Genomic DNA, 20,123 nt, shown 5'->3' on the forward strand with positions numbered 1-20,123 from the left:
ACGATGGCGACATCGCAAGCCCTGGAGCTGATATCCCAGGGCAAGTCCAAGAAGATCACGTTGGGCAGCAAGATTGCGGCAGGTGGCGCGGGCACGGTTTATGGCCTGCAGGGTGACCCGCTGACGGTCATCAAGCTCTACCACGACACGATGGCCCCGAAGGACTTGGCACAGGCAGAGCGCCAGGTCAGTGCGATGGTTGCATCGCCGCCCACGCTTCCGCCCTTCCAGTACCAAGGACGGAACTACGTCCAGATTGCATGGCCGAGCGGTGTGGTTCGGCGAGCCGGCAGGTTCGTTGGCTTTGCGATGCCGGCTTTGGAGCTGAATCGAACGCGATTGCTCGAGTTTCTGCTCTCCGATCGTCAGGCGTCGCAACAGGGGCTGCGATCCGACATGGGGACTCGCGTCACCGTTGCGAGGCAGTTGGCCGGGGTGGTCGCGGCTTTGCACGAGAGAGGCCACTGTATTGTTGATCTGAAGCCTCAAAACCTAAGCTATTACCCGGATACGCTGTACATGGCGGTCCTGGACTGCGATGGCTTCAGCATCTCCGATAGTACAAGTGGGGCCCGCTATCCCGCGCCCATGTACACCGGTGAATATCTTGCACCGGAGTTCCAAACACCTGGCGGCAATCCGAACTCGGATCCGGTCGCGCAGGATCGGTTTGCGCTTGCCGCCATCGTGTTCCAACTTCTCAACCACGGTGATCATCCGTTCTCCGGTGTCATCCGTGCGGGACTCAGTGCGGATATGCCAGAGCGCATTTCGCGAGGCGACTACCCCTACGGGCGGACCGCGAATGCAAACTGCACGCCGCGGCCGTCCAGCACCCATTTCTGCCTCCCTGGCGAACTGCTCGATTGCTTTGAGCGTGCGTTCCAAGGAACACCTTCTGGACGCCCAAGCGCACAGGAGTGGGCGGCAAGGCTAGAGAAATACGCGACCCGCACTAGTGGGAACATCGTTCCCTGCACGCGAGATTCCGCGCATCTTCATTTCGCAGGATTGCAGTGCAGCCGTTGCCTGCGCGAAGGCAAGATCGCCAAGGGGGGAGGACAGAAGCCCTTGCCTGCCCCGCGGCCTGTGCCACGTGCAGCCCCCGCGAAACCGAGCTCACAGAAGCCTGCGCCGCCACCGACGCGCGCACCGGCACCCAGCAAGCCGAAGACACAAGGGGCGGCGCCTCCTGCCGCGCAAAGTTCGGGTCCGGTATTGACGACACCGACGGTGACTCCACGAGCCCCAGGTGCGGACAAGTCAGGTTTCGGATCCGTGATCCTCAAGATCGTGGGCGTCACGGCGGTTGTCGGTACGCTGGTCGTCGGCGCGCTCATGTTCGGCGTTGGAAGGAAAGCCGATGCGGGACCGACCGTTCCGGATGGGGCACCTCCAGCTGCCGTCGCGCCGGAAACCGCGCTTCCCGGCAGCCAGGCTTCGGGGGGGCTCGGCGTTGACTATTCGATTGATGGCTCCGGTGTAGTTGCGCAGATCCTCTCGGACGGGTTCTATCGAAAACCGAAGAAATTGTTCCCGCTGCAAGGTAACGAGCTTCTGAAAGATGGCGTCTATCTGGTCATAGAGAATGAAACGATTGCGATCTGTCCGCCTGCGGGCAATTGCTACGCAGCGCAGAGGATCCTTGGAGATGGTGACTCTCCCGTTCGATACGCGAACTGGGACCAGAACTGGATGGTGGTGATTGCCAACGGGCTGTCCGGAAATGCGCCTGCATTGAAGGGGGATCTTGCTGGTCGGTCAACTGCGACGATTCCGCCCAACACGCCAATGATCGCTTTTGCCGCAAAGTCACAAGGCGAGGTTGGGTCGGCGACGACGTTCATGCGGTTCCGCGTGGAGGAACTGCCGGCTTCAAGTACTTCTCAAGATGGCGCCAGCATTGCGTTGGCGCAGCCTGGCGCGACGGCACCTAGCCAGCGAGAGGCTGCATCGACAATCCTCGCAATGCCGAAGACGCTCGCCGCAGTCTGGTCCGGGGACACGACCTTGTCGGTGTATGCACAGTCGTCTGCGGACGATATTGCCGCGGGTCTCTGCGAATCCTGGCGTAGCACGGAATTGCAGGGGAAGCTTGTGCGCCTGATCGGCATGGACGGGACGGTGAAGAGCTTGGATTGCACTGCTCTCAATTCGATTCAGGACGAGCGTGCGCAGTTGGCCGCAGAACGGCAGCAATTCGAGGATGAGCGGATGGCCGCGCAAGGCGGGCAGAGCTCGGGTGGCGATCCGCAGTCTCCGGCTAGTGCCGAACGTCCGGGCTGCGTGGCAATACGGACGCAGTACGAAGAGCGGCTCCGTGCGTCCGTTGAAGATTCACTGCGTCGCAACGCCACCGATTCGGGGCGCAATAATGCCAGGACTATTGATTCCCGTGGTCGCGCTGATATCGCCGGCGCTCTCCGACAGTCGGGCTGCAGCTTGGAGGCGCAGGACATTAATCCCTATCGCTCCGCAGGTACGCAGCAGGCTGGTGCCCAATACACGGCGGACGACCTGTACAACCGTCGTCACTCTGAGTGCCCGAAGGGGTTCTTCGGTAGTTCGTGCCGCACGAAGGTCAGGCAGGAACTTTGCGCGGGTAACTGGTCGCCTTCTCCGCCACCAGGCTATTCGACTTGCGCATTTTGACGAGATGGAAGATAGGTCCAAAGCATGAAATTGCGCATCCTCTTAACGGCCTGCTTTCTCGCGCTTTCAGCTTGCTCCGCAGATTCCATTGTTGAGAAAAAGCTGGGGAATCAATACGACCAAGCCTTGGCGGAAGGAAATGCTTGTCTAGCGTCTGCAATTGCCGGTGAAGTCGTGCGCGCGACCGATACCAGCGACAATCTCAAGCCATCGATCTTCCAGGTTTCACGGTGGGAGAAGTGGGGCGCGCGCGCTGAGGAGAATGCCAAGAAGTGTGTACAGGCGTATGAGCAGGCGGTAGCTTCCGGGGATCCGTGCGCAACAGCCAAGGCGGCAGGGAACTACGGCGCGCTACTCCAGATCCAGTTCACGAGTTACCGCGGCAACATATCAAGGGATCAGGCGCTACAGCTCGCCGATCTTGAAGCCAAGGCTACCGCGAGCGGCGAAATGTGTCGGACGGGTGGCTCCAACGAGCAGGCCGTTGTCGCCGAGGAGCAACAGGTCGCTGCAGACAATCCCACCGAAGTTGCGGATGGTGAAATCCTGAATGCGGAAGCATTGAGTGGATTCGCTGACGACCAATCATCGGCTGGCGTCTTCATGGACTCTCCAATTCTCGGATCTGATGCCAACGAAGAGCAACTGGAGGTTACACATCCAACGAACGTGTTCCGGCCGGATGACACCGTCTACCTGCAGGTGACGACACGCACATCGGTTGCGACCGAGCGCACTCTTGGCGTGAAGTGGACGTTCAATCACGGGGGCGAAGAAATCCCTGTGCACGAAGAGTCGAAGCGCGTGAACCTGGATGGCTCTGGCTCGACGCTGTTCAATATCTCCAAGCCCGACGGCTGGCCACCTGGGCAGTACACAGCAACAGTGCAGTTGGATGGCAGGACGAGGTACACCGCTCAGTACACAGTGGGAGATGCCGCCCAGCAATGAAGGTCCGTCTTGGGCTCAATTCGCCCAGGATTGCCCATGCTGCATGCTGCTGATTCTGTGATTGACCTGGCCAAGCCTTGTTTCTCAGCACAAAGCAGGCTACCCCGCATCATTTAGACAACTCAGGGACGGTGGCGGCATGAACGTCTACGGCAAGATAATCAAATCGGTCACCGAGGTCAGGACGGTGAGTCAGCACATGTCGGCACTTGGAAAATTCATGGCCGACACTGAGGACCATCAGCTCTACAACTTGATTCAGAACTCAATTTTCGATCTGCAGTTCCAGATGCGCAACTGTATTGGTAGGCCAATACCAACCTCTCTGATGTTTGCCCCTACGCCGGCATTGGTTCAGTTGGTCAACTATTGCGCATACCACAAGCAAGCAAGAAAGCCAGAATGGCAGGTGCTTGCCGAACGCCATGGGTGGAGCCCGCCAGAAAAGCGGAAACCTGATACCGCCTCAGCTGCTGCACACCATAGTCGATTCAAGTAAATTTCATAGCGATCAGTGCCCGCCGCGGATCACCGTGATTCGAGCTCAAAGTCCAGTGATATTGAGATTGGTTCTGATGAGCCAGTCGGCCGATCACTGATCCTGCATGTTCTATCAAGCCGACGCCGTATCACGTCGTCGGCTCGAAGAATCAATGATCGACTAGTCCTTCTTGAGCCACCTGTACAGTCCATACGCGGCTCCACCGACGACCAATGGGGCGGCGACCGTAATGGCGAGCCCCGTCGCCATGCCGCCGCCAACAACACCGCCGATTGCTGCCAAGCCAGACGTAATGCCCGTTGCACCAAGCCCGGTCGCCGTCCCCGCAGCCGCGACTGTGCCAACCGAACCGGCAGCACCCGCAGCAGTGCCAGCCGCGCCTGCAATGGCGGCCTTCTTGTCTTTATCGGTCATACCTGAAGATCTCCAATCCCCAAATTGGGAGATGAGCGCCATGCGGGGATTCCCATGAGCGCTGACCCCTTGGCTTAGCCAGCTGAACTAGCGGCTTAGCAGTAGCTAGATCATATCGCCGCAACGGGCGATAAGGCACGGCCAAAGGCATCGTTGCATTTGCTTGCTAACAAGATTTCAATCCAGCGCGGTGACCTACCCCACTGAGCCGCCAGAAGGCAGTACCACTCATGCTTCACGCCCGCATTCGCTGCGGCCTATGCCCCGTTCCCGTCGGTGGTCGCGACATTTTTTGTCGCCCCCTAGTGGATACTGGACCCAATAGGGGGAAACATGTCCGAGAAGACCGATTCAAAAAAAGCCAAGGCTGTATCTCAAAGAGAGCATGCGCCGGCCGCCAAGGCGGCTCGCGCCCAGCGCGTTCCGCTCGCGGACAAGACCCAGTACCGGCGCGACGCGATCCTGGCGGAACTCTCGACCCGGACTGCCAAGACGACGGGAACATTGTGGATGGCCCTGGAAGACACGTTCGGGTATCGACGAAAGCTCGAACGGGATCTTGCAGATCTCAACAATGCAGGCCTGATCCGTCGCGTTGCCGATGGCTGGCTGGACAACCGGGAGAAGGACGTCCTTGCCGAGAGTGCCACCTACGCTGCGCTGCGCCTACTCATGGACCTGGTGGATGACATCGTCCCGGGTGAACTGCAGAAATCCATCGCCAAGCAGCTGAGCAAGGCCAAGGCGCGACTCGAGGCGCTGCCCACGAACGATCCAGCGGCACGCTGGTTGCGCGCGTTCCGGATCGTTCCGCCACGCCATCGACTGGGAGACCCGATCATTGATCCCGATGTTCGGGACACAGTTGAAGTGGCCATTCTCATGCATCGGAAGGTGCGGTTGCGCTGGCCGGACGTTCGTTGGGAGTCGCGGGATGGGCAATCGGAGACGGAACGAATCGAGTACGTTGCGGAACACTCATGCTCGATCTCGCATTTCCTGATCGAGGTTCCCGCGAACCCAGCGATCGAGATTTGGTACGAGGGGCGTTCGCCGAAGCGGCTGGAACTCAAGGATGTAATTAGTGCAGAGCTGTTGGATGCGCCAGCCGACTATCCGGCGAACCATGAGCCTGAACTGACCCCGAGGCTCATGGGATTCGTGAGCGAAGACTCCAGGCGTCAGGATGGCAAGTGCCTGCTGACGTTGGCGATGGCGAAAGATACCTACGTGGCATTGCAGGGTAATCGAATCGGCAAGCACCTCACGGTCATTGAGGAAGATTGTGGTGGTCAGATGATCGTAGGCATGCTCTATCACCTGGACTTACCGACGCTCAAGTATTTCGAGCAGTTACCGGGCGTGACGGTTCTTGGACCCACGAACTTCCGTAGATTCGCGGTCCTGCCGGCGGGGCGGAAGTATTCGGAGTACAAGAAGACAGAGGCATTCGCGGGCCGTTTGTACGGTTTCGAACCGGACGAGGTTGGCAAGGCGTTCCAGCGTGAGATGGCGGAGAAATTCAAAGAAGCGACAGCCGCCAAGAAAGCTGATTGAACAAGCGGGGTGCTTAGTTCGACCCGTTCCGTGCCCAGGCGTGGATCACGGAAACTGGCAGCCAGGTCGATGTCCTGATGTCATCCGCGTCATAGCCGACCAGGAACACGCCGCGCCCATCCCGCGGGGCGGGTATCACGAATGCATCGATGCCGTACAGGCCAGGCGTGCGGAGAAACTGCAGGTCCTTGATCGTGCGGGGGCCATCGCCAAGGGCGATCACGCCCAGTCCTCCGCCAGCGAGGAGAATGTATCCGCCGACTTCCGCAATCGCGACGCAGGACTGCAAGGCGTGATTTGCAGATTGGGTGGCTTCATCCGCTGGCTCGGGATCGAACATCGAAGCAAAGGCTGGCTTCCGTGCCTCCGCTGCACCCCAATGGGCGTCCTCAACGAAGTCGGTCAGTGTCAATCGCCAGAGATGCGTGCTGGCGACGCCATGATTGATGCCTTTGGAGAGGCACCACAGTCCGGTGGCTCCCAGGAACGTGTGGATGATGCGCTCGTACGTCGTATGGTGCGGCAGGCGGATGGTGTCCCGGTGGATCGGCGCGCCGAAGCCTTGCAGGTCGTACAACAGCAGCCATTTCGGGGTCACGATGTCATCGACGACGACCAGGGTGTCGCCCAGCAGGTGCAGGCCATCCACGGCCTTGCCTCGCTTCATGATGTCCTGCGGTAGCGGCACGGCCATCCAGTCTGAACTCGCCGATGGAGTCCGCTGCCAGAGCGCTTCGTGATTCGGGCCCTTGCCGCCGATGAGAAGGCGATCATGCATGGCGAGGGAGGCATGCCCGACACACCCACTGGGCAATGGAGAAAGCGGCAGGACCTCGCGCAACCAGGGCGCGGCCGGCAGCAGCTCGAACATGCCTGCGCGGGTATTTTCGCGATCCATTACCGCCAGGAAGCGGCCATCCTCGGACAGGACATGGCGTGCGTCTGGATCGCCTGGCGCCTCTGCCAACGCCTCCAATTGGCCATCTTGTGTCGCACACAGGTGCGCTACGCCATTTCGGGGCACCACAACACGGGAGACCAGGTTGCTCATTGCGACATGTCCAGGTTCGTAGCGTTCAGACCGTGTGGGAACGCATGCTGCTGGCGATACTGCAGCAGGCCCTGCCACGCCATGACCATGGCCAGCGTATCCAGTTCGCAGTAGCGCAGCAGCTGCAGGCGGAGCCGATCGCGCTCGGCCTCGCCGAGCATGTGATTCTGCAACAGGCCGTACGCCACCATCGCGGCCCCGCCGTCGGCAACCGCGGTGTCCTTCTCCTCCTGGCCCTCAAGTCCCTGCAGGTCCGGATCTTCGGTGCGTTCGCCCAGCAACTTGTAGGGGTCGATCACGCGCCCCTGGTCGTCATAGCGGATCCAGGTCTGGTCCTTGAAGTTGAGGCTGGGGATCCAGTCGTCACTGCCGTAGTCAGGGCGCGTATAGCGGTCACGTAGGAGGTCCACGCTCGCCAGCATGGCGGGCAAGACTTTCTTGAGCGAACTGCTGCCGCGTGTGCCAGGCAGAAATGTCGTCCGGTGCACCAGGCGTCCGAGATCGAAGAGGCGACCTGATTTCCCGTCTGGACCGATCAAGGAGTCGATGAACGCAAGCAGTTCTTCGCGGTTGTCAAGCTCACCCGCACGTGATGCTGCGATCTGCCCCCGCACCTCGCGCAGGACTGTCCGTTCGTGGTCCCACCAGTGCAGCACGCTGCCGTCGTCGCCACCGACCGCATGTTTCAGCGCGCGGATGCTCTCGACGTTTGGCCAGCCGGCGTCGGCATCGGCGAGATGCTGGTGCAGGTGGGCCAGGCGGCCATCCGCTTCGAGTTGGTGGTGGGAGAACTGGAACAGGAGTTGCTCGTAGGGACGTCGCCCGGCATGGAAGGGCAGCGCGGGACGCGAGGTTTCGAAATCGATGAAATGCAGGGGGTAAGTCAGCGAGGCGAAGGCATCGTCAAGCGACTGTTCGCACAGGAACGCGCCGTCGAGCGCCTGGTTGCTTTCCTCGGCTTGCAGCCATTGGCGATGGGAGGCAGAAATCTCGCCCTCGAGTGGCTTGAACTTCACGTCCTCCTGTTCCAGATCTAGCAGGAGCAGCTTGCCCTCGTCCACGAGCGCGTCGATGCGGCGGAAGTTGTACAGATCGAAGATCGTTTCCTTGCCTGCCTTGGCCATGTGGGCGCGGACCTTGTCCCGACTGGCCAGGCACTCGAGACGACCATCGCGCATGCCATTCGCCTGGGCTGCCGCATTGGCATGGAACTCGCAGGACTTGCAGTGGGCGCCGAGGCGCGGTGCCCAGCCTTCGACGTCTAGTTGCCGGGCGAGCATCTCGATGCCTTCATCGAAGGCAGCGGTGTAGCCGCCCATTTGCAAAGGTTCGGCGACCAGGCGATCCAGCAGGCTATCCACGGGCACGATCGCCAGCACCTCGCGCGCCACTGTCCCGTCGTGGAGGGAAGGATCCACCTCTATACGCACGCGACCACCGGCCTTGACGATGCGCAAGCGTTGCGCGAGGCCTGCCTCCTTGCAGGTGCGGGAGGTATCGGGCATCACCAGATGGCTGTTGACGCGATGGTCGGGAAACACCTGGCGCAGGACGTGGCGCTGGAAGGCCACATCGTAGAGGTAGGGCTTCATCCCGGCCAGGAAGCCACCGCTGGCACCGATAAAGCCAGGGTCGGCGGGATCGAATCCCTTGGCCTTCACCTCGAACAGGTCGATCACGTTTCTCGACTTGCGCAGCAAGTCCACGCGGATGAACAGTTTGCCTACCCGGAATGCCGCCTCGAACAGGACGATCTCGTCCTGTTCGAGTAGCTGCATCGTCTGTTCGACCTGGGCGTCGTGGCCTATGGCATCGACCTCGATGCCATCAGGAAACAGGCATTTGGCCAGGGCCCCGACTTGGTGACCGCCCTCCGCCAGCGCCTTCAGGAACTCGTTGGCGTCGTTCGCATTCGCGTAGGCGCGATTGTCGAGATACGTGAGTTTCGCCGGGCATTCCAGTGCCCGGGAGAAACGGCTCTTGGTCAGGTAGCGCATGGATTCCCCTGAGTCATGCGTGACGGCAACACCTTACACAAACCCGATGCGGCGACCACCATCTCGCGGCTCCTGGCGGAACTCGAGTTCCTTCCGCAGCAACTGGAACAGGCTGTGCGGGTTGCGTTTGGACGGCGCGAGGCGCACTTGCCTGGCCACGTTGGCGAAGTCCCCCGGCGTGGCGCCCGCGAGCGCATCGAACGCCATTGACGGCTGCGAGCCTTCGTTCGACAGACCCAGCAGGTCCAGCAAGTCCCCGAACAACTGTCTGGCCTGCGCGGCATCCAGTGGCGAGAACTTCACCTTGAAATCGAAACGGCGCGCGCTGGCGGCGTCCAATCGGTCCTGCAGGTTGGTGGATGCCACGAAGATGCCATCGAAGGCCTCCATGGCGGTCAGCATCTCGTTGACCATGCTGGTTTCCCAGTGCGCACGAGCACCATCGCGCGCCTGCAGGAAGCTGTCGGCTTCGTCGATGAGCAGGATGGCGTCTTCGGCCTGGGCCTGCTCGAACGCGGCACGAATGCGGGCCTCGGTGCCCCCCACGTACTTGTCCAGCAAGTCAGACGCGCGTCGCACCAGCAATGGGCGGGACAGGCGTTCGGCGAGTTCGCGTGCCCACTGTGTCTTGCCCGTCCCTGGAGGACCATACAAGCAGAGGCGCGCGCTGGGTGACGCAGTGAGCGCAGCGGCAACTTCGGCGAGGTCACAGTCCGTGTTGACGCAATCCGCCCGATACGGGAGCGGCAGGTCCGGGCGAGGCTTGTCCGCAGGCAGGCCCAACGCGCCTTGTACCTGCTGGACCAGCGTGCCCAACATGCGATTGCCCTCCTGCTCGTCGATGGGCGCCATGACCCTGAGCACGTTCGCCATGCGCTCAAGGTGCCCGACGGCGAACCCGCGTTCGTTGGCGAGGTGGACCAGGCGTTCGCTGCCCACGGCAATGCCTTCGAACAGCGACCCGACCAGGCGTTCGCGTGTGTCGCGGTCGGGGCCCTTCAGCTCGATGACCATGTCGAAGCGGCGCAGGTAGGCGGGGTCCATCTGGTGGATGACGTTGCACACCCAGATGGCGGGGCGGGCATTGGACTCCAGGATGCTGGTGAGCCACCCCTTGTTCCTGTCCCCGCCTGAGCCGCCCCCGCGCCTGCGCATCGGGAACAGGTCCTCGCCCTGTGCCCAGGGGAATACGTCCTCGACTTCGTCGAACAGCAAGGCGGTTCCCGGGCGCGGCGCCATGATGTCCTGGGCGGCACAGTAGGCGCTAAGGCGACGGAACGGCGGCAACGGGTCCTTGTCGTCGTCGACGGAAGGCACCTCCTGCAGGACCAGCCCCAGGTCGCGCGCCAATGCACGCGCCAGCTCGGTCTTCCCGGTCCCGGGTTTGCCATGCAGCAGGATGTTGACCCCTTTGCGCTCCTGGGCGGTGGCCAGCCTCAGGTAGCGCTGCAGGAACTCGACGTCCTGTCCGGCTGAGGCGAAGTCGGACATGGTCAGGCGTGGCTCCGGGGATGGGCGGAAGAAGCAGGCAAGGACCTCCCCGGTGGTCGCGGAGTGGCGCTGGATGACGCGCGCGACCTGCTCGGGGAACGCGAGGAATCGCGTCGGAGTATGTCGCCTGGCCATGACGTCCTGGATTCCGAGCGCACGGAAGGGACTGGGTGTATGCAGGACGGTAAGCACATCGCACCAGTCCATCGCCAGCATCGGGGCGAACAGCGACGCGGCTTCGTGGTCCTCGCATTCGCCGACCAGGTCCAGTGCGGTCGCCAGGTCCTGGTTTCGGTGCGTGTGGGCAGCCAGGCTGAGTAGCGAGGCCTCCAATGGCTTCATGCCCAGCGCGGATGCGATTTCGTCGCAGATCCGCTCGACAGGGTCGCAATCCGCTTGTTTGGACAATGCGTCACTGCAATCCGCCTCGAAGCGTTCCCAAGCGTCCTGGAGGACGTCCTTGGGCGTTTCGTCAGTCCACTCCAGCGCCAGATAGCGGCGGGTCAGGATGCGTGCACGGCGGGACTTCGGCCTGGTCAGGATGTCTTGGGTTTCGTTGTCTTCCAGCAGGCCGAGGAACACCCGCGCCAGCAGGCGCCTGGCATGCGTGGTCGTCGTTTGACGGCCCCTCGGGCGGTCGGGCATTGTGTCGTCTGCTTCCGTCTTCTCCCATGGGAGCATGTCTGTCCTCCTGAATGCCGGACAGTGTGCGGAACCGCTACGACAAAATGTGTCGAGTGCCCGATTGGTTCATAGGCGACAGGTTTTGTCGTAGCCATGGGGGATGCTGCAGGCATGACATCCCATCTCGATGACACGACTGCTCCCCGACGCGACCAGCTGGCCGAGGTCATCCCGTTTTCCAAACGACACGTGACGGGCGAGGGAACGCCTCCGAGTTGTTGCCGGGATCCAAGACAGTTTCCCTATGGCTTGCTGATCGTGGAGCGGCACATGTTTGGCGGCGCCAATGGCTTCCACTGGTTTTCCAGTGAGGCGGAGGCTGCTCAATTCCTGCGTTCGGAACTCTGGAACTGGCTCCCGGACGACGACACGAATGAATGGGTTCTGTCCGTGTACTTCGATGCCCTCAAAACGACCAGCCGGATCGAGGACGACTGGCTGATCGATGTTTCAGAACAACAGGACGATGTGCTCGTGGTCTGGCACGGTCAGTTCGATGCCCTGGTCAACGGGACTGACCGTTTCGCAGCGAGTGTGGTCGATGATTTCTCGAACTTAGCACGAGGCCCGGGGATGCAGGGTGTCGATCTCCAGGGGTTCATCGAGTATCTGGCCGTCTTCCGGGGTGAAGTCAAACGCGGGACGTGATTTTCTCAACAACCAACAGGAGAAGTGAAATGGCAGGTGGACAGGGCTGCATCGTGGTCAGGGAAGCTGGAGGCTCCATCGAATGGAGGAAAAAGTGCGAGCGCTGCGGATTCGTTGACGGCAATCTCCAACGCACGTCGAAACTCTCGAGTGGTCAGTACACAACGGGATTTTTCTGCCCGAAGTGTCGAGAACAGCAGGAAATTCGTATCTACTTCTGAATGACTCGAAGCACTGAAATATCAGTTGAGGCGCCGCTACCACCCGGCCTAGTAGGCCGGGTACGGCAGGCATTTCGGCTCGATTGGCAAGGCGTGCATGGAGCAGGGCATTGGGCACGGGTCGCCTTCCATGGGCGTCGGATTGCAGGCGAACTAGGGGTCCCTTCGCGGGTGCCGCGGTTGTTCGCATTACTGCACGATTCGCAGCGCTGCCATGAAGGTCGGGATCGCGACCATGGGCCACGCGCGGCCAAGTTTGTGCGTCAGCTCCAGGAAGAAGGGTTCCTCGACCTGACACAGGAGGATCTCGACCTCCTGGTCATGGCCTGCGAGGGACATAGCGAGGGCATGTGTGAGGCGCCCTTGATGGTCCAGGTGTGCTGGGATGCGGATCGCCTGGATCTTGGACGGGTGGGAATTCGACCGGATCCGGGACGACTATGCACTATGCCGGCCCGCGATTCTGGCTATCTGGCATTTGCCTGGGCTTGGTCGACCATGCGCGGTGGTCAGCGCAGCGGCGTTTGCCGCAGGGCACGGCATGATGGATAGGAACGAGGTCGCTGAAGACGCCGGGACTGCTAAGAGGGAATGCCGATGAGCAAGGCCGAAGATATTTTCCAGAGGAGAAAACAGCTCGTTGGCTGCATCGCCGCGTCCAGTCGGCCATTGACGACCCATGAGGTCAGGGTCATGGCAAACCTGACATCGGTGGACGTCCGGACGATCCAGCGTGATCTGGAAAAGCTGGTAGATGAGGATAGGGTCAGTTGGGACAAGGAAAAGAAGGGGTGGACATCCGGGGAAAAGCGAATTGAGGAGGAGCTCGATCGCGTGCTGTCCTTCACGGCCTTGCGCATTTTCAACCAGCTGTTCGACAACCTTCTGCCCGGATCGTTGCAGAAATCGCTCAAGCGCGTCATGGGCAACTACAAGAAGCAACTGCAACGTCGGCTTGATCGCGGGATACCGGAAGTGCGCTGGCTCAATGCGCTGGTGCTGGGTCACGGCTATCACTGGTTCGAGCGGCCGGTGCTCGATCCAGACGTACGGGAGATTGTGGAAGCAGCGATCCTCAACGGGCACAGGATTCGTGTGCGCATGAAGCACTTGCCACATGGTGTCTGGTGGCACACGGACCCGGACGAAATGGTCGAGGTCTCCATCCGCAATTTCGTGCTTGATCTTCCGGATCGGCCGTCCATCATCATCGAACGCCACGATCTTGAGCCGGACGAGTTCGGGGAACCCGCCATTCGCGACATCCGTTCGATTTGGCCGCTGGAGTTGATCGAAGATGCGGAGGCGCTTACGGCGCCGGCGAAGCTCCTCCCGGCGAAATCGATGGTGACGCTCGCCAGTGAACCTGTCTACCGCGAGTACGTACTCGCCATCGACCCGCTGCTGGTCGAGGAATTCACCGGCACCTGGTTGGTCCGCTACCTGACGGATGCGAGCCATGGTGGCGAACTGCTGGGCATCAATGCCGAGGACGGGTGGGGGATCTACCGTATGCGTTGCCCCGAGGGGGCGGTCACTGAATGGCAGCGCCACGAACAATCGCTGCGCTCCTTCGTCAGCAAGTGGATGGAATATGTCGAGGTGATCGAACCCCACGACATGCGCATGCAGTTGAGGCAAGTGGCGCGGGGGATCGTGGATCGATACCAGGATCCGCGGCCGTTACCCAAGGATGTCCTCGACCGGCTGATCCCCGACGACGATCAGCTGTTGGATGACGGTATTGATCACACCGCCATCCGGTGGTGGTTCGATCCCGTGAAAAACAAGATCATCCAGCCTTATGGCACCGGAAAGGAGGAGGAGAAATGAATGACGATATGGGGGAAGGCACGCCAAGGCAGCTACCACTTCCCCGCCTCGATCACACCACTGCGCTCCCCGACGACTTGCCGGTCGCCGGAGGCTGGGGGTACGCCAAGGAAGACGCCTGCATCATCACCGACGATCGCCAGCCGGATGAGTCGGACGATTCGGATGAACCCGTAGGTCTGGATTATGAGTTCGAGTTTATCGAGCGACGACTCATCCAAGAACTCAACGCCATGTCGCTCGATGATGACCTTTCCGACATCCAGTGGAAGGTACAAACTCAGGAGATCGAACGCGCCCCTGATGGTGCCCCAATGCATGATCGCCTGAGTGTTCTGGTGACCGCCTTCCTCAGGCGCGATCTGGAGGCGCTACAGCAGGAGCGTGATGCAGACCCGTCAGGGAAGTTTCGCCAAGGCTGGCAAGCTCTCAGATTCATGAATCGGTGCGAATTCTGGTTCGACATTTCACGCGTCAAGGGCATCCCGGATGATGCCGATTTCTACATGCGGATCCGCCATGGTCGGCTTTACGCACCACACGAGCGGGATGCTTGAGGCCAGAAACGCATGTGTGTCCATTCATGCATTCCCATCGCCTGCATTGGTCCGATGTGCCCTGCTGTGCGCATGCCAGGGTTGACGGAGACACTCCATGAGTCATGATGTCCTTGATGCTTGCGGGGACCTCCTGAGAAACAGCAGGCATCTGTTGGTATTCACGGGCGCCGGCATGTCGGCCGAGAGTGGCCTCCCGACCTTCCGTGATTCCGACAACAGCCTGTGGGCGCGCTGGCCGCCGGAAACGCTCGCTTCTGCGGAGGGTTTCCGCGATGACAAGGCTCTGGTGTGGGGTTGGTATGCATGGCGCATGGCGAATATCGCCAAGGCCACTCCGAATGCAGGCCATAACGCACTGGCCGAACTCGAGGACCTACGTGCCGACCTGGCCGTCATTACCCAGAACGTAGACGACCTGCACGAGCGCGCCGGAACGCGACGTATCGTCCATCTGCATGGCAGCATCTTCCAGTCACGCTGTTTCGCGTGCGCTCGTCCCTTCGTCGGTTACGAGATTCCCGATGGCGCGATTGAAGATCCTTCGCTTCGGATCATGCCACCCAAGTGTCGCCATTGCGGTGGTTATGTCCGACCTGGTGTCGTGTGGTTCGGGGAGGCATTGCCAGTCACTGCGTGGAGCCAATCCGAGCAATGGGTTCGCGAATGCGACTTGCTACTGGTGATTGGCACATCCGGTGTCGTTCAGCCCGCAGCTTCCCTCGTCTCCATGGCGCGCCGGCGTGGTGTCACCATCATCCTGATCGACCCCGGTCAAAGCGAGCACGTGGCGTCTGTTGACCATCATCTACGCATGGGCGCCGGAACGGCTCTCCCGGCGCTGCTGGAACGGGTGAAGAGCGCACGCTGACAACCACCCATGGACGACCAACCTTGAGGTTGCCCATCTCCGGTGGCATGCCACTTCTGTCCACCGAGGCCGTCCTTCCTCAAACGACAGCGACATTTTTTGTCGCGCCTCAGGCCTATCGTATTTCCAACACGGAGGAAATACGACGCATGAAACAGAACCCGCGCCACGACCTGTCCACCATCGCGACCGCCCTTGAGCAGTTGGGGGCCGCCCACGCACACAACACGATGCACCTGCTGACGCTCCATCTGCGCCGGGTCATCCAGTGTGCCGACATCGACACACTCACGCCGCCCACCCTGATGCTGGATGGCATCCGGAGCGACATGGAAGCGCGGCATGCGCAGGACGCGCTGCCCGGTATCCGCCGGATCCGCGATGCCATCGACGGACTGGAAAGGCTGCTGGACCGTCTGCCGCTCGCGCGTCCGGGAGCCGCGCCAACCCCATGTCTCGAGCTCGACCTGCCTGCGGGTGGCCTGGTGGATCGTGTCCTGCGAGGTGAGCGCCGTGCTGCGACGTCCGCGAGGCGCAAGCGGGCCCCGGTCAAGAAAGTTGCCGTGAGCAGGCCAGCGAGCGTGGAGAAGGCCCGGGTGCGTAAGGCGGCCTGATCTGACCGAGCATGTCGTCTATTCCATTCGCGCCGCGACTATCATCAGCCCCACGCAGATTTCCGATTGCCAGGTGGTGATGTGGCGAGCTTTCGGCTGATGGGTGGCACGATCAACAGGGGGTAACAGACGGTCTATGCAGGACATCATCTGCCCGCACTGCGGGAAGGCGTTCAAGATCGACGAATCCGGCTATGCGGATATCCTGAAACAGATCCGTGATGGCGAGTTCGAGAAGCAGCTGCACGAGCGGCTTGAACTGGCCGAACAGGACAAGCACAACGCGGTCGAGCTTGCGCAAGCCAAGCTGGCTGGCGAACTGCAGAAGGAAGCGGCCGCAAAGGATGCGCAGATCCAGGAGCTCCGGGCCAAGCTGGATGCCGGCGAGGTCGCGCGCCAGCTGGCGGTCGCCGAGGCATTGAAGGCGGTCGAGAAGGAGCGCGACGCGCTGGCGACCGCACTCGGGCAGGCCAGCCAGGACAAGCAGGTTGCAGCGGATCTGGCGGAGGCCAAGCTCGTTGCCGAGCTTCAGCGGGTGTCTTCGACCAAGGACAGCCAGATCCAGGAGCTCAAGGCGAAGCTGGATGCCGCAGGCGTCGCGCAGAAGTTGGCCGTCAACGAGGCGGTCGGCGCGGTCGAGAAGGAGCGCGACGAACTGAAGAGCGGCGTCGAGCGCGCAGAGCTCGAAAAGCAGTTGGCCGAAAAATCACTCAAGGACAAGTACGAGACCCAACTCAAGGATCGCGAGGAGCAGATCGAACGCTTGCGCGACCTGAAGGCCAGGCTCTCGACCAAGATGGTCGGTGAAACCCTGGAGCAGCACTGCGAGACCGAATTCAACCGGATCCGCGCCACCGCGTTCCCGAAGGCCTACTTCGAGAAAGACAATGACGCAAAGGGCGGCAGCAAGGGCGACTTCATCTTCCGCGATAGTGACGATTCGGGAACCGAGATCGTCTCGGTCATGTTCGAGATGAAGAACGAAAGCGATGCCACGGCGACGAAGAAGAAGAACGAGGACTTCCTGAAGGAGCTCGACAAGGATCGCAACGAGAAGGGCTGTGAGTACGCGGTGCTGGTCTCCTTGCTGGAACCCGACAGCGAGCTCTACAACGGCGGGATTGTCGATGTGTCCCACCGTTACCCGAAGATGTATGTCGTCCGCCCGCAGTTCTTCCTGCCGATCATCACCCTGCTGCGCAACGCGGCGATGAATTCCCTCAAGTACAAGTCCGAGCTCGCGCTGGTGAAGGCGCAGAACATCGATATCACCAGCTTTGAAGCCGACCTGGATGCATTCAAGACTGCGTTCGGGAAAAACTACGACCTCGCTTCCAGGCGCTTCCAGACCGCGATCGAGGAGATCGACAAGTCAATCGATCACCTGCAGAAGACGAAGGATGCGCTGCTCGGGGCCGATCGTAACCTTCGACTTGCGAACGACAAGGCGCAGGACGTCACCATCAAGAAACTGACCCGCGGCAATCCGACGATGGCTGCCAAGTTCAAAAGCCTCAAGGATCAGGGGCAATCTGATCCTGAGTAAGGTCGTTTACCCGTTGTGTTCGGGTTTCCTGGGGGTCCTCGTGCCGTTCTGTCGCCCGGATAGCCAAGGGGCCGGAATGCCATCGGACACCTCGAGTGGCTCCCCATCCAGGTTGAAGCGGATGGCACAGCCTCGTCCGTATCGCACCCAATATCCGACCACGGCGCCGATTCGGGGGATTTCGGTCGGAAGCTTGGCGAGTGCCTCTTCGCTCCAATCGGCAGGATCGCCACTTTCCGGGCGAAAGCCCGTGCGCAGGAACAGCGCCCAGCGGCTGAAGTAGGTCAATCCCGAGGGCGGCGCTGGGTCGGTGATCCAGGCCACCCGGGGTTCCACAGGCAATGCGTTCATCCGACCTCCTTTGTTGGGATTCGCTGTCCTGCATGGATTGGCCATCTAACCTCCCATCTCCGTCACCAGTTCCGCTGCCTTGGCGGGATCCAGTGCACGGATGCGATCAAGCAACGGGGGGTGGGTATCGAACCAGTAGGCCTTCGCCCCTTCCCGGAAATACATCGGGTTGTGCGGCTTGAGCCATTCGGATGCCTCCTGGGGAAACTCCTTGCTCTCGATGCCCAATTTGACGAGGGCGCCCACCAGTCCACTGCTGTCGGACAGCATGCGGGCGGCATCAGCGTCCGCACGTAACTCCATCTCCCGGCTGGTGCAGGCATCCAGGACTTGTGCGGACAGCCAGCCAACCGCGCCGACAACAGCGACGCCAAAGCCTGCGAGCGCAATCAGCACGCCACCGCCCTGATCCTTTTTGCGCCTGTTGCTTGCTTCGGCGGCAAGACCGGCATGCACGATGCTGTATCCGAGCAGTGAAATGCACATCAGTCCGAATACACCGGCCGCCAGCATGCGCGAGACGGCCACATCGCCATGGCGCAGGTGTGCCATTTCGTGGGCGATGACGCCCTGAAGTTCATTTCTGCTCAAGCGTTCAAGTGCGCCTGCGGACACGCAGACGGCGGTGCCTTCCTCCAGCGTCCCGGCGGCAAAGGCATTGATGCCACGGTCGGACTCGAGCACGAACAGGCGGGGCATCGGGATGCCAGCGGCAATGGCAGTTTCGGTGGCGACATTGCGGAACACGCGTAAATTGGTCTTGCGGGGATTGAGGACGACGAGTGTTCCCCCCAGGAGTTTCGCCACCTTGGCACCATCGCCCCGCAGCTTGTGCAGCTGATAGAACCCGCCGCCGACCACGATGGCGAACAGCCCACCCAGAAACACCAGGTTCGGGGTTTCCATGAAGGCGGAGGGCGTTACGACCAGCCACAGCATCCCGAAATCCAGGGCCAGCAGAAACCCGACGATGAACAGATGGGACACCAGGAACAGGCGCCTGATGCGTACGCGGTGCGATTCGACGGTGATGTGGTTGGTCATGGGACCAGCATGCGCGCCGCGTACGACAAAGGTTGTCGTGGCTCCCTGGCGGCGGTGACAGGTCGATGTCAGCGGCGATAGGACACGAGGAGGATCCCGCCTTCGCCTTGTCCCTGCACGAATTCCTGGCCCACGAACGTCCAGCCCATGAGGCCCATCCGCAAATGCACGTCGTTGACGCGCTCCTGCAGGGTCGCCAGAGGCGTTGTCGCGACGACGAGCGTCACCGCCGTCTGCCCGCGAGTAAGGGCCTGGAGTCCGGTACGGACCGCTTCCGCTTCAGCCGCTGGCGCGGGTGCGGACACTGTCGAAGACGCGGATTGCGTGCATGCCGGTGTCGGGTTGGCGGCGACCAGCCACGCGAAAAGCGCCAGACCGGCCCTGGCGTTCATTGGGTGTAGTGCTCCAGATGGTGGGCAAAGTCGACGAGATCGGAATCCGTGTGGCCACGCTCATCGCCAAACACGTTTTCGTTGAAGTCCCACTGGATTTCTCGCTCGAATGGCGTGTCCCCGAGCCGCAGGGTGTCCAGGCTGCCAACCCAGCGCACCTCACAGGCTCCGATCAGGGCAAAGTTGACGCGCCCCAAGTCGAGGCCCGCAAGGTGCTCGCAGCCACCGATGGCTTCAGCGAGTGCATTCGACAACTCCGTGGCCTCTTTGCCATCCTCGTACAGTGAAGCGAGGTCGGTACGCAGGTAGGCCAAGACGTCGACTTCACTGGGGAACCAGAGGAAGGTTTGGGCGCCACCATGGCCAGGGGTATCCGCTACAAAGCACCCGAAGGGGAATTCGAGCGGGGAGCGTTGGTCGATGGCTAGCGAAGAGGTGGCGGGAGGTTGAGTTGTGGCGGCGCTGGGCTGGTTGGTTTTCATGTCCCCACTATGCGGGACGCTCACGACAAAACATGTCGTTTGAACGGACACTCTCCGAGGGGGATTTCACCGTGCTGCCACTGTGCTGCTTTCGCCAGCGCTTTTCGGGACACGACACTTTTTGTCGCGCCCCTGTCCCAAGCTACTCCCATCAGGCGGCCCGAGGGCATCTTGAACGGCAGGCTCATGGATAGGAAAAGGATCCTGAGATCGGCCTACTGGATGCACTTCATCACATTCAATCACACACAGGAGACAAGCAATG

The 20,123-nt window shown here is 61.1% G+C and carries 19 protein-coding genes; 11 read left to right on the forward strand and 8 right to left on the reverse strand.

What is annotated here, in order from left to right; translation table 11 throughout:
* The first annotated feature begins 3 nt into the window (after positions 1 to 3).
* The 3 genes from ON759_RS03960 to ON759_RS03970 all read left to right on the forward strand — a co-directional run bounded on the left by ON759_RS03960 (position 4) and on the right by ON759_RS03970 (position 4,102).
* Positions 4 to 2,652: a hypothetical protein gene (locus ON759_RS03960; protein ID WP_271679072.1), complete on the forward strand. Its 2,649-nt coding sequence runs from the start codon at positions 4 to 6 to the stop codon at positions 2,650 to 2,652.
* 24 nt (positions 2,653 to 2,676) lie between these two features.
* Entirely contained in the window at positions 2,677 to 3,603 is a 927-nt protein-coding gene (locus ON759_RS03965) for a hypothetical protein (RefSeq protein WP_271679073.1), read from the forward strand.
* Between the two features lie 139 nt (positions 3,604 to 3,742).
* Positions 3,743 to 4,102 (forward strand): hypothetical protein, encoded by a 360-nt coding sequence (locus ON759_RS03970; RefSeq protein WP_271679074.1) that lies wholly within the window; start codon positions 3,743 to 3,745, stop codon positions 4,100 to 4,102.
* Between the two features lie 162 nt (positions 4,103 to 4,264).
* On the opposite strand, the gene ON759_RS03975 is transcribed toward ON759_RS03970, so the two are convergent.
* The gene (locus tag ON759_RS03975) at positions 4,265 to 4,561 is read right to left on the reverse strand and encodes a hypothetical protein (protein ID WP_271679075.1); all 297 of its coding nucleotides are present in this window, start codon (positions 4,559 to 4,561) and stop codon (positions 4,265 to 4,267) included.
* Between the two features lie 291 nt (positions 4,562 to 4,852).
* On the opposite strand from ON759_RS03975, the gene ON759_RS03980 reads away from it, so the two are divergent.
* Positions 4,853 to 6,076 carry a hypothetical protein gene (locus tag ON759_RS03980; protein ID WP_271679076.1) on the forward strand — a complete coding sequence of 408 codons (1,224 nt, stop codon included), beginning with the start codon at positions 4,853 to 4,855 and terminating at the stop codon, positions 6,074 to 6,076.
* A 13-nt stretch (positions 6,077 to 6,089) separates the two neighbouring features.
* Here the strand turns inward: ON759_RS03980 and ON759_RS03985 are convergent, their stop codons facing one another.
* Genes ON759_RS03985 through ON759_RS03995 form a run of 3 tightly spaced genes read right to left on the reverse strand, consistent with a single transcriptional unit; the run spans position 6,090 to position 11,260 of the window.
* Positions 6,090 to 7,127, reverse strand: a complete 1,038-nt coding sequence (locus tag ON759_RS03985; protein ID WP_271679077.1) for a hypothetical protein — start codon at positions 7,125 to 7,127, stop codon at positions 6,090 to 6,092.
* On the reverse strand, positions 7,124 to 9,124 hold the full coding sequence (locus tag ON759_RS03990) for a DUF2779 domain-containing protein (RefSeq protein WP_271679078.1): 2,001 nt from the start codon (positions 9,122 to 9,124) through the stop codon (positions 7,124 to 7,126). The genes ON759_RS03985 and ON759_RS03990 overlap by 4 nt, the downstream gene beginning before the upstream one ends.
* A gap of 33 nt (positions 9,125 to 9,157) precedes the next feature.
* Positions 9,158 to 11,260: an AAA family ATPase gene (locus ON759_RS03995; protein ID WP_271679079.1), complete on the reverse strand. Its 2,103-nt coding sequence runs from the start codon at positions 11,258 to 11,260 to the stop codon at positions 9,158 to 9,160.
* A 150-nt stretch (positions 11,261 to 11,410) separates the two neighbouring features.
* Between ON759_RS03995 and ON759_RS04000 the strand changes: the two genes are divergently transcribed.
* From ON759_RS04000 to ON759_RS04030, 7 genes are all read left to right on the forward strand, one after another.
* Positions 11,411 to 11,947, forward strand: coding sequence for a hypothetical protein (locus ON759_RS04000; protein ID WP_271679080.1), 537 nt, complete (start codon positions 11,411 to 11,413; stop codon positions 11,945 to 11,947).
* 221 nt (positions 11,948 to 12,168) lie between these two features.
* Entirely contained in the window at positions 12,169 to 12,720 is a 552-nt protein-coding gene (locus ON759_RS13995; protein WP_425608440.1) for an HD domain-containing protein, read from the forward strand.
* 45 nt (positions 12,721 to 12,765) lie between these two features.
* Complete coding sequence (locus ON759_RS04010) at positions 12,766 to 14,001, forward strand: hypothetical protein (protein WP_271679082.1); 1,236 nt, start codon at positions 12,766 to 12,768, stop codon at positions 13,999 to 14,001.
* Complete coding sequence (locus ON759_RS04015; RefSeq protein ID WP_271679083.1) at positions 13,998 to 14,558, forward strand: hypothetical protein; 561 nt, start codon at positions 13,998 to 14,000, stop codon at positions 14,556 to 14,558. The genes ON759_RS04010 and ON759_RS04015 overlap by 4 nt, the downstream gene beginning before the upstream one ends.
* A gap of 97 nt (positions 14,559 to 14,655) precedes the next feature.
* On the forward strand, positions 14,656 to 15,429 hold the full coding sequence (locus tag ON759_RS04020) for an SIR2 family NAD-dependent protein deacylase (protein WP_271679084.1): 774 nt from the start codon (positions 14,656 to 14,658) through the stop codon (positions 15,427 to 15,429).
* Between the two features lie 149 nt (positions 15,430 to 15,578).
* Positions 15,579 to 16,043, forward strand: a complete 465-nt coding sequence (locus ON759_RS04025) for a hypothetical protein (RefSeq protein ID WP_271679085.1) — start codon at positions 15,579 to 15,581, stop codon at positions 16,041 to 16,043.
* 136 nt (positions 16,044 to 16,179) lie between these two features.
* On the forward strand, positions 16,180 to 17,589 hold the full coding sequence (locus ON759_RS04030; RefSeq protein WP_271679086.1) for a DUF2130 domain-containing protein: 1,410 nt from the start codon (positions 16,180 to 16,182) through the stop codon (positions 17,587 to 17,589).
* 6 nt (positions 17,590 to 17,595) lie between these two features.
* Here the strand turns inward: ON759_RS04030 and ON759_RS04035 are convergent, their stop codons facing one another.
* The 4 genes from ON759_RS04035 to ON759_RS04050 all read right to left on the reverse strand — a co-directional run bounded on the left by ON759_RS04035 (position 17,596) and on the right by ON759_RS04050 (position 19,858).
* Entirely contained in the window at positions 17,596 to 17,940 is a 345-nt protein-coding gene (locus ON759_RS04035; RefSeq protein ID WP_271679087.1) for a hypothetical protein, read from the reverse strand.
* A 45-nt stretch (positions 17,941 to 17,985) separates the two neighbouring features.
* A complete protein-coding gene (locus ON759_RS04040) occupies positions 17,986 to 18,984 on the reverse strand; it encodes a M48 family metalloprotease (RefSeq protein WP_271679088.1) in 999 nt (332 codons plus the stop codon).
* A 68-nt stretch (positions 18,985 to 19,052) separates the two neighbouring features.
* Positions 19,053 to 19,376 carry a hypothetical protein gene (locus ON759_RS04045; protein WP_271679089.1) on the reverse strand — a complete coding sequence of 108 codons (324 nt, stop codon included), beginning with the start codon at positions 19,374 to 19,376 and terminating at the stop codon, positions 19,053 to 19,055.
* The gene (locus tag ON759_RS04050) at positions 19,373 to 19,858 is read right to left on the reverse strand and encodes a hypothetical protein (protein ID WP_271679090.1); all 486 of its coding nucleotides are present in this window, start codon (positions 19,856 to 19,858) and stop codon (positions 19,373 to 19,375) included. The genes ON759_RS04045 and ON759_RS04050 overlap by 4 nt, the downstream gene beginning before the upstream one ends.
* Between the last annotated feature and the right edge of the window lie 265 nt (positions 19,859 to 20,123).

The organism is Thermomonas mangrovi (assembly GCF_028201335.1).
GTDB lineage: Bacteria > Pseudomonadota > Gammaproteobacteria > Xanthomonadales > Xanthomonadaceae > Thermomonas > Thermomonas mangrovi.

Bases quoted from the DNA above. Each gene is read 5' to 3' on its own strand.
- ON759_RS03960 (WP_271679072.1), top strand. From the start codon at position 4: ATGGCGACATCGCAAGCCCTGGAGCTGATATCCCAGGGCAAGTCCAAG.
- ON759_RS03965 (WP_271679073.1), top strand. From the start codon at position 2,677: ATGAAATTGCGCATCCTCTTAACGGCCTGCTTTCTCGCGCTTTCAGCT.
- ON759_RS03970 (WP_271679074.1), top strand. From the start codon at position 3,743: ATGAACGTCTACGGCAAGATAATCAAATCGGTCACCGAGGTCAGGACG.
- ON759_RS03975 (WP_271679075.1), bottom strand. From the start codon at position 4,561: ATGGCGCTCATCTCCCAATTTGGGGATTGGAGATCTTCAGGTATGACC.
- ON759_RS03980 (WP_271679076.1), top strand. From the start codon at position 4,853: ATGTCCGAGAAGACCGATTCAAAAAAAGCCAAGGCTGTATCTCAAAGA.
- ON759_RS03985 (WP_271679077.1), bottom strand. From the start codon at position 7,127: ATGAGCAACCTGGTCTCCCGTGTTGTGGTGCCCCGAAATGGCGTAGCG.
- ON759_RS03990 (WP_271679078.1), bottom strand. From the start codon at position 9,124: ATGCGCTACCTGACCAAGAGCCGTTTCTCCCGGGCACTGGAATGCCCG.
- ON759_RS03995 (WP_271679079.1), bottom strand. From the start codon at position 11,260: ATGCCCGACCGCCCGAGGGGCCGTCAAACGACGACCACGCATGCCAGG.
- ON759_RS04000 (WP_271679080.1), top strand. From the start codon at position 11,411: ATGACATCCCATCTCGATGACACGACTGCTCCCCGACGCGACCAGCTG.
- ON759_RS13995 (WP_425608440.1), top strand. From the start codon at position 12,169: ATGACTCGAAGCACTGAAATATCAGTTGAGGCGCCGCTACCACCCGGC.
- ON759_RS04010 (WP_271679082.1), top strand. From the start codon at position 12,766: ATGAGCAAGGCCGAAGATATTTTCCAGAGGAGAAAACAGCTCGTTGGC.
- ON759_RS04015 (WP_271679083.1), top strand. From the start codon at position 13,998: ATGAATGACGATATGGGGGAAGGCACGCCAAGGCAGCTACCACTTCCC.
- ON759_RS04020 (WP_271679084.1), top strand. From the start codon at position 14,656: ATGAGTCATGATGTCCTTGATGCTTGCGGGGACCTCCTGAGAAACAGC.
- ON759_RS04025 (WP_271679085.1), top strand. From the start codon at position 15,579: ATGAAACAGAACCCGCGCCACGACCTGTCCACCATCGCGACCGCCCTT.
- ON759_RS04030 (WP_271679086.1), top strand. From the start codon at position 16,180: ATGCAGGACATCATCTGCCCGCACTGCGGGAAGGCGTTCAAGATCGAC.
- ON759_RS04035 (WP_271679087.1), bottom strand. From the start codon at position 17,940: ATGAACGCATTGCCTGTGGAACCCCGGGTGGCCTGGATCACCGACCCA.
- ON759_RS04040 (WP_271679088.1), bottom strand. From the start codon at position 18,984: ATGACCAACCACATCACCGTCGAATCGCACCGCGTACGCATCAGGCGC.
- ON759_RS04045 (WP_271679089.1), bottom strand. From the start codon at position 19,376: ATGAACGCCAGGGCCGGTCTGGCGCTTTTCGCGTGGCTGGTCGCCGCC.
- ON759_RS04050 (WP_271679090.1), bottom strand. From the start codon at position 19,858: ATGAAAACCAACCAGCCCAGCGCCGCCACAACTCAACCTCCCGCCACC.